The organism is Aquabacterium sp., assembly GCF_036279655.1.
In the GTDB taxonomy this organism is placed as follows: domain Bacteria; phylum Pseudomonadota; class Gammaproteobacteria; order Burkholderiales; family Burkholderiaceae_C; genus Aquabacterium.
The window spans coordinates 21,548-28,958 of the sequence record NZ_DASUIT010000120.1 but is presented as its reverse complement, the minus strand read 5'-3'; the positions used below and the strand labels follow the sequence as shown (position 1 = coordinate 28,958).

Below are 7,411 nucleotides of genomic sequence, written 5' to 3'. Positions count from 1 at the left end.
GCTGAGCAATGCGATCAAGTACGGCCCCTCGGGTGGTGTCGTCCGGATGCGAGCCTGCCTGGAGCCGCCCTGGTTGAGGATCGTGGTGAGTGATCAGGGGCCTGGCCTCACGCCAGAGCAGCAGGCGCAGTTGTTCCAGCCCTTCAACCGCCTGGGCGCCGAGCGGACATCGACCGAAGGCCATGGCCTGGGGTTGGTCATCACCCGCAATCTGGTCCAGCTCATGGGCGGGCGCATCCTGGTCAACAGCGTCCCGGGGCAGGGGGCTTGCTTTGGCGTGCTTCTGCCGCAGGCGGCATCGAGCGCAGCGCAGGCGATCAGCGGCACAATGTCGTCTTGACCGAGGCGGCGTTCGCGGACGCCGTCATCGGGTCCGCTCTGTCCACCCATTGATGCCGTCATGACTTCTGCCCTGCACACTTCTGCCCTGACCTCCCTGCCCTTGCTTGCCCGTGGCAAGGTCCGTGACAACTATGCCGTGGGTGAGGACCGCATCCTGATGGTGGCGTCCGACCGCATCAGCGCCTTTGACGTCATCATGGGCGAGCCCATCCCCGGCAAGGGCGCGCTGCTCACCAAGATGGCCCTGTTCTGGTTCGATCTGCTCAAGGATGTGGCGCCCAATCACCTGACGGGCCAGGATCCGGTCAGCGTGGTCACCCCGCAAGAGCGTGCCCAGGTCGAAGGCCGCGCCATGCTGGTCAAGAAGCTCAAGCCCCTGCCGGTCGAGGCCGTGGTGCGCGGCTACCTGGCGGGCAGCGGCTGGAAGGAGTACCAGCACAACGGTGAAGTCTGTGGTGTGAAGCTGCCCGCCGGCCTGAAAAACGCCAGCAAGCTGCCCGAGCCCATCTTCACGCCTGCCACCAAGGCCGACGTGGGCGATCACGACGAGAACATCAGCTACGACAAGATGAGCGAGATCATCGGGGCCGACATGGCCGCCCAGGTGCGCGATCTGGCCATCAAGCTCTACAAGACGGCCGCCGACTACGCGCTGACCAAGGGCATCATCATTGCCGACACCAAGTTCGAGTTCGGCCTGGACGAGCACGGCACCCTGACCGTGATGGACGAGGTGCTGACACCGGACTCTTCGCGCTTTTGGCCGGTCGAGGGCTATGAGGCGGCCTTCCAGGCCGGCGCCAATCCGCCCAGCTACGACAAGCAGTTCGTGCGTGACTGGCTCGAGCAGGCCACCGTCAACGGTCAACCCTGGGACAAGACGGCGCCGTCGCCCGCCTTGCCGCAGGATGTGATCGACAAGACGGCGGCCAAGTACCAGGAAGCGCTCACGCGCCTGATCGGCTGATCAGTCCGGCAGGTCGCCGCCGTCCTCGCCCTCGTCCCTGTCTTCGAATTCCGGGGGCAGCGCCATGAGGCGTTCCTGGGCGATGCGCTGGGCCTCCTCGGTCGAGGCGGCCCACTCCTGCAGGATCAGGGCCACATCGCTGACGCCCTGTTTCTTGAGGGCCGAAAAAAGCGTGATGCCGATGTCAGATTCCTCCGTGCTCAGCTCGGCCAGCACCTCCTGAGCCTTGCGCAGCGACTCGGCCGCTTCCTTGCGGTTGAGCTTGTCGGCCTTGGTCAGCAGCACCAGCAGCTTGACCTCGCCGCTTTGAACGCGCGGGGCCACGAATTCCAGCAACTGTCGGTCCAGATCGGTGAAACCGTGGCGCGAGTCGATCATCTGTACCACGCCCGAGAGGCTGCGCCGGATCTCGAGGTAGCGTGCCATCACCACCTGCCAGCGCAGTTTGGCTGAGCGCTCCACGGCGGCGTAGCCGTAGCCGGGCAGGTCGGCCCAGAGCTGGTTGGGGGCATCGCGCGGCCCGAGGTGGAAGAGGTTGATGTGCTGGGTGCGCCCCGGGGTCTTGGAGGCGTAAGCCAGTTGTCGTTGCTGCGCCAGGGTGTTGATGGCGGTGGACTTGCCTGCATTGGAGCGGCCCACGAAGGCGATCTCGGGCAGGTCATTGACGGGCAACTGCTCGATCTGCGCTGCCGTGGTGAGAAAACGGGCCGAATGGGCCCACGCCAGGGCTTGCTGGGCCGGGCTGGCCGGGCCGCTGCGCGTGGGTTGGGGGGTCTTGTGCACCGGACGTGGTGCCGGTTTGGACTTGGGGGGGGTTGCTCGGCTCATAGTGCATTGTAGAATCCCAAAGTTTGGCGTCGATGACCGACACCTTGGATCACCCCACTGATCACCATGAAGCGCTTTTCCTCCTTGATCGCTGTTGCCGCCCTGGCCTCTTCCCTGACCGTCGCCCTGACGGGTCTGGCCCACGCCGCCGAGCCCGCCAAAGCCGCCAAGCCGGACCTGGCTGCCGGTGAGGCCAAGGCCACCCAGGTCTGCGTGGCCTGTCATGCCGTGGACGGCAGCCGTGGCGCCCCGGGCTTCCCCATTCTGCAGGGCCAGCACGCCCAGTACCTGGTCAAGCAGCTCCAGGAGTTCAAGTCGGGCAAGCGTGCCAACCCCGTCATGTCCGGCATGGCTGCGCCCCTGAGCGACGCCGACATGGTCAATGTGGCCGCCTTCTACGCCAGCAAGAAGGCCAAGCCGGGTGTGGCCACGAACAAGGATCTGGTCGCCCTGGGTGAAAAGATCTACCGTGGTGGCATTGCCGCCAAGTCGGTCCCCGCCTGTGCAGGCTGCCACAGCCCCAACGGTGCCGGCATCCCTGCCCAGTACCCCCGTCTGGCTGGCCAGCACGCCGAGTACACCAAGGCTCAACTGACGGCTTTCCGTCAGGGTGACCGCACCAACAGCGTCCAGATGACCTCCATCGCTTCCATCCTGAGCGATAAGGAAATCGCCGCGCTGGCCGACTACATTTCCGGTCTGCGTTGATCCCGGCCCCTTGGGGGTGTCCGGTGAGCCCTGCTTGCAGGGGCGCAACCCAAGTACACATCAGGCGGGATCCTCATCGGGGGTCCTGCCTTTTTTTTGCCCAAGCCAGGGCGACGATGGTCGCCCCGGCGACCGTGTCGGGATCCTGGCGCGGCTATAGTGCGGCACGAGGGTGGTGAGTGCCGCCTGCCGCACCCGTCACCGCGAGTCCTCACGCTGTCATGTCCACCGCTGTTTCGCCGAGTTCGCTGCCACGTCAGAGTGCCTGGGCCGACGCCCAGGAGTTGCTGGCCTCCATGCGCTTTGCCATCGCGCTGCTGACCATCATCTGCGTGGCTTCGGCCATTGGCACGGTGCTCAAGCAGGGCGAGCCCCTGGTCAACTATGTCGATGCCTTCGGGCCTTTCTGGGCCGAGGTGTTCTCGGCCCTGGGCCTGTTTCGGGTGTACAGCTCGGGCTGGTTCCTGCTGATTCTGGCGTTTTTGGTGGTGTCGACCAGTCTGTGCATTGCCCGCAATGTGCCCAAGATCCTGGCCGACCTCCGGACTTTCAAGGAGAACATCCGCGAGCAGGCCCTGGGCGCCTTTCACCACAAGGCGCAGGGACGCGTGGACGCCCCACTGGCGGTGGCGCGCGACCAGGTGCTGGGCACCCTGGGGCAGCAGGGCTGGCAGCTCAAGACGCAGGAGCGCACCGGCGAGTCGGGGGCTCAGCCCGGGGTGATGATCGCGGCGCGTCGGGGCACGGCCAACAAGCTGGGCTACATCGCGGCGCACTCGGCCATCGTGTTGGTGTGTCTGGGGGGGCTGTTCGATGGCGACATGATCGCCAAGGCCCAGGCCTGGTGGTTCCACCTGGAGCCCTACAAGAGCGGCGAGGTGCTGGACAAGCACAAGCTCAGCCTGTCCAACCCGGCCTATCGGGCTCAGTTGATGGTGGCCGAGGGACAGCGCTCCTCGTCGGCGGTGCTCAGTCTGGATCAGGGCATGCTGCTGCAGCCCCTGCCTTTCGAGGTCGAGCTCAAGAAGTTCATCGTCGATTACTACGCCACGGGCATGCCCAAGCGCTTTGCCAGCGAGATCGTGGTGCACGATCCGCGCGACCAGTCCAGCCACGCCGCAACGGTCGAGGTCAACAAGCCCTTCATCTACGACGGCATCACCATCTTCCAGTCCAGTTTTGAGGATGGGGGGTCGCTGGTGCGACTCAAGCCGGTGTCACTGGGGGCGCGTGCGGCCCAGAGCACGGCGGTGTTGTCCGGGGTGGTGGGTGGCGAAGGACAGATGCTGCCACGTGAGCTGACCGGGGGCGAAGCCCTCAGCCTGGAGCTCACGTCGCTGCGGGTGATCAATGTCGAGGACCTGGCCGCGGCCGACAAGCAGCGCCAGGACGGGCAGGGCACCACCGATGTGCGGGGTGTGAACCTGCAGGATCTGACCCGCCATCTGGGCTCTGGTGCGCGGGCGCCGGGCGGTGACAAGCGACTGACCAACATCGGCCCGTCGGTGACCTACAAGCTGCGCGATGCCGCCGGGCAGGCGCGCGAATTCCAGAACTACATGGTCCCGGTGATGCTGGACGGACAGGCGGTGTTCCTGCTGGGGGTGCGCAACACCCTGGCCGAGTCCTTCCGCTTCCTGCGGGTGCCGGCCGACGAGAACATGCAGATCACCGGCTGGTGGCGGCTGCGCCAGGCCCTGTCCGACCCTGCCTTGCGCCAGGAGGCGGCACGTCGCTTTGCGGTGCGTGGCGCCTCGGCCGATCGCCCTGAACTGATCGGGCAATTGCAGGTGTCGTCACAGCGTGTGCTCGATCTGTTTTCTGGCGCTCAAGCGGTGCCGGGCGTCGCGGCCGGCGCGCCGCCGATGGCGGGCTTCGAGGCCCTGTCGGAGTTCATCAATAGGGTGGTGCCACCGGCGGAGCAGGAGCACACCTCGGCCACGCTGATCCGCATCCTCAATGGCAGTCTGTTCGAGTTGCTCAATCTGGCGCGTGAGCGCGCGGGCTTGCCGGCCCTGTCGGCCGACGAGGAGGCCACGCGCAGTTTCATGACCCAGTCGGTGATGTCGCTGTCCGATGCGCAGCACTATCCCGCGCCCCTGATCCTGATGCCCGAGAGCTTCGAGCAGCGCCAGGCCAGCGTTTTCCAGGTCACGCGTACCCCCGGTCGCAACGTGGTCTACCTGGGCTGCGCCTTGTTGATCATCGGGGTCTTTGCCATGCTCTATGTGCGCGAGCGCCGCGTGTGGGTCTGGCTGCAGACCGATGCCTCGGGCGGCACCGCCGTGAAGATGGCCCTGTCTTCGACCCGACAGACGCTGGACACCGACCATGAATTCGACCGTCTGCGTCAGGCCATCGTGCCTGCCGCAGCCGCTCCTGCTGTTACCGATCGCACCCCAACATGACCACCACCACCCAGGCCTTGCCCGCGCCCCTGATGTCCCGCCGCAGCACGCTGGACTGGGCTTTTGCAGTCATCATCCTGCTGACGGCCGGCTGGGGCTTCCACCGCTACGGCGGATCCATGGACGTCTATGAAAAGGGCATCTTGCTGTGTGCCGTGCCCTCGGTGATCGCCCTGGGCTGGCTGTGGCAGCCTTTGCGGGCCCTGACGGTGCTGGCGGGGCTGGCCGCAGCCGCCGCCATGGCGCTGTACATGCGCTCGACTGACGACTATGGTGCCGATCTCGCTGCGGCCGACCAGGTCTTCTGGCTCAAGTACATGCTCTCCAGCCAGAGTGCCATCTTGTGGATGAGCCTGCTCTTTTTCATGAGCACCGCGTTTTACTGGGCCTCGGTGGGGCTCAATCGCAGCACGCCCGGCATCATCGGCTCTCGTCTGGCCTGGGGCGGTGTCTTCATGGCCCTGGTGGGCACCGTGGTGCGCTGGTTCGAGAGCCATCAGATCGCGCCAGACATCGGGCACATCCCGGTGAGCAACCTCTATGAGGTCTTCGTGCTGTTTGCGTGGATGACCACGCTGTTCTGGCTCTATTACGAAGACCGCTACCGCCAGGCCGGCCAGCCGCTCACGGGCCTGGGGGCCTTTGTCATGCTGGTGGTCAGCGCCTCGGTGGGCTTCTTGCTGTGGTACGCCCTGGCGCGCGGCGCCAGCGAGATCCAGCCCCTGGTGCCGGCCCTGCAGAGCTGGTGGATGAAGATCCATGTGCCGGCCAACTTCGTGGGTTACGGCACCTTTGCGCTGGCGGCCATGGTGGCCCTGGCCTATCTGCTCAAGACGGCGGCGCCGCGTGCCCTGTGGCTGGGTCTGGTGGGGGTGCCAGCCATCACGATCGCCTTGCCTTTGCTGGGCTTTGCGGTGCTGGGTGATCTGTCGGCCGAGACCATGGGCTCGGTGATCAAGGCAGGCCGCATGGTCGGTGGCCTGCTGCTGTTTTTTGTGCTGGTGATTCCGGCGCGGCGCTGGATCAATGAGCGCACCCCCGCACCCGAGGTGGCTGATGACGTGATGTACAAGGCCATCGCCATGGGGTTTGCCTTCTTCACCATCGCCACCATCCTGGGGGCCTTCTGGGCAGCCGAGGCCTGGGGCGGCTACTGGAGCTGGGACCCCAAGGAGACCTGGGCCCTGATTGTCTGGCTCAATTACGCGGCCTGGTTGCACATGCGGCTCATGAAGGGCCTGCGTGGCACGTTTGCGGCCTGGTGGGCCCTGGTGGGGCTGGTGGTCACCACCTTTGCCTTCCTGGGCGTGAACATGTTCCTCTCCGGCCTGCATTCCTACGGACAGCTGTGATCGGTGTCGCATGAGCAGTGATCCTTACGCCCGATCCTGGATCACCCCCGAGATCCTGAGCTTGCTGCGCAAGGACCCCTGGTTCGGCAGCCTGCCCCAGACACTGGAGGACGCGCTGCTGGCGCGGGCCACGCCGCGGCGCTTTCCCCACGGGGCGCAGATCTTCTTTCGCGGGGATCCGTCGGACGGGCTCTACGCCGTGCTGGAAGGCTCCTTGCGTGTTTCCGGAGTGACCGAGGCAGGCAAGGAGGCCATCCTGACCATCGTGGAGTCGCCCAGCTGGTTTGGCGAGATCTCTCTGTTCGATCAGTTGCCCCGCACCCACAACGTCACCACGGAAGGGGCCACCCGCCTGCTGCATGTGTCTCAGGTCGAGCTGGAAGCGCTGCTGGACCGGGAGCCGCGCCACTGGCGCGAGTTCGGCCGGCTCATGGCCTTGCGGGTGCGGCTGGCCTTCATCGGCATCGAGGATCTGGCCTTGCTGCCGGCCGAAAGCCGGCTGGCGCGTCGCCTCTTGCTGCTCAGCCAGTCGAGCCCGGCCACGACGGGGCAGAGCTCCTGCGTGGTGCCCATCAGCCAGGCCCAACTGGGCATGATGCTGTCGCTGTCGCGGCAGACCACCAACCAGGTGCTGCAGGGGCTGCAGGACCTGGGCATTGTGCAGGTGGCCTATGGCCGCATTGAGGTGAAGGATCTGTCCAGACTGATCGAGGTCGCAGACCTGTCCGGCACCGAAAAACGCATCCTGGGACACCTGCAGTCGACCGCTCGCGGCGACGAATGATCCTGGGGTTTGCCCCAGCTTT

7 protein-coding genes are annotated in these 7,411 nt (G+C 65.8%); 6 read left to right on the top strand and 1 reads right to left on the bottom strand.

Annotation, left to right across the window (positions count from 1 at the left end):
- Window positions 1-340, top strand: a 340-nt coding sequence (locus VFW84_RS13710; RefSeq protein ID WP_329681021.1) for an ATP-binding protein, incomplete at its 5' end; no start/stop codon positions are given.
- A 60-nt stretch (window positions 341-400) separates the two neighbouring features.
- Window positions 401-1,309, top strand: coding sequence for a phosphoribosylaminoimidazolesuccinocarboxamide synthase (locus VFW84_RS13705; RefSeq protein WP_329681020.1), 909 nt, complete (start codon window positions 401-403; stop codon window positions 1,307-1,309).
- On the opposite strand, the gene yihA is transcribed toward VFW84_RS13705, so the two are convergent.
- Window positions 1,310-2,137, bottom strand: coding sequence for a ribosome biogenesis GTP-binding protein YihA/YsxC (gene yihA, locus VFW84_RS13700; RefSeq protein WP_329681019.1), 828 nt, complete (start codon window positions 2,135-2,137; stop codon window positions 1,310-1,312).
- A 66-nt stretch (window positions 2,138-2,203) separates the two neighbouring features.
- On the opposite strand from yihA, the gene VFW84_RS13695 reads away from it, so the two are divergent.
- The 4 genes from VFW84_RS13695 to VFW84_RS13680 all read left to right on the top strand — a co-directional run bounded on the left by VFW84_RS13695 (window position 2,204) and on the right by VFW84_RS13680 (window position 7,389).
- Window positions 2,204-2,845: a c-type cytochrome gene (locus VFW84_RS13695; RefSeq protein ID WP_329681018.1), complete on the top strand. Its 642-nt coding sequence runs from the start codon at window positions 2,204-2,206 to the stop codon at window positions 2,843-2,845.
- Between the two features lie 221 nt (window positions 2,846-3,066).
- Window positions 3,067-5,253 carry a cytochrome c biogenesis protein ResB gene (locus tag VFW84_RS13690; RefSeq protein ID WP_329681017.1) on the top strand — a complete coding sequence of 729 codons (2,187 nt, stop codon included), beginning with the start codon at window positions 3,067-3,069 and terminating at the stop codon, window positions 5,251-5,253.
- Window positions 5,250-6,605 (top strand): c-type cytochrome biogenesis protein CcsB, encoded by a 1,356-nt coding sequence (ccsB, locus tag VFW84_RS13685; RefSeq protein WP_329681016.1) that lies wholly within the window; start codon window positions 5,250-5,252, stop codon window positions 6,603-6,605. Before VFW84_RS13690 ends, ccsB begins: the two co-directional genes overlap by 4 nt.
- Before the next feature lie 10 nt (window positions 6,606-6,615).
- Entirely contained in the window at window positions 6,616-7,389 is a 774-nt protein-coding gene (locus tag VFW84_RS13680) for a Crp/Fnr family transcriptional regulator (RefSeq protein WP_329681015.1), read from the top strand.
- Window positions 7,390-7,411: the final 22 nt, after the last annotated feature.